Raw genomic sequence first — 599 nt, 5'->3', positions numbered from 1 at the left:
CGCTTACGATTGATCTCGGAGCCCTGGTCCCGAAGAAAATTTGTCATGCGTCGGTAACCGAAGTAAGGGTGCTTCATATAGATCTCATCGATTCGATGCATGAGCTGCACATTCTCTTCGCTTTCTTGTTGCTCCTTGCTCGGACGGTATACGCTCGTTCTGTTCACACTCAGCAGGTTTGCCTGACGCTTCACTGTGATCTCGGTATGGTCGCGCTCTACCATCGCTTTCCGGGCTTCCAGCGGTTCATTTGAGGCCAGATTTTTTTTTGAGCCAGTCAACCTCAACTGTGAGTTGGCCGACCAGCTTTTCTAGATGCTCTTGCTTGCTCTCGTACTCCTTTTTCAGTTTGTCGGCTTCACTGGTCTTCTTCTCGAACACCATGGAGGCACGCTCAAGGAATTCAGCCTTCCACCGGCTGATCATGACTGGGCTCAATTCATATTTGGCTGCGATCTCGTTGACGGTCTGCTCCTCTCGAAGGACCTCCAGGACGACCTTTGTCTTAAACTCTGAGGTATATCGGTTCCGTTTTTCCATAGCTTCATTATAACTTATTTTTCACTCCCCTGTGTCTCAACCTATGGGAGCATTATAAA

2 protein-coding genes are annotated in these 599 nt (G+C 48.7%); both read right to left on the bottom strand.

Annotated elements, in window-relative coordinates:
- The coding region (locus JMF85_RS28765) for an IS3 family transposase (protein WP_397376018.1) at positions 1-224 on the bottom strand (224 nt) is incomplete at its 3' end.
- Positions 225-246: 22 nt separating this feature from the next.
- On the bottom strand, positions 247-540 hold the full coding sequence (locus JMF85_RS28760; protein ID WP_397376017.1) for a transposase: 294 nt from the start codon (positions 538-540) through the stop codon (positions 247-249).
- Positions 541-599: the final 59 nt, after the last annotated feature.

This window comes from Paenibacillus sp. EPM92 (assembly GCF_016586185.1).
Lineage (GTDB): Bacteria > Bacillota > Bacilli > Paenibacillales > NBRC-103111 > Paenibacillus_G > Paenibacillus_G validus.
Note: the sequence above shows the minus strand (reverse complement) of the source record. Positions and strands in the feature narration are given on the sequence as shown.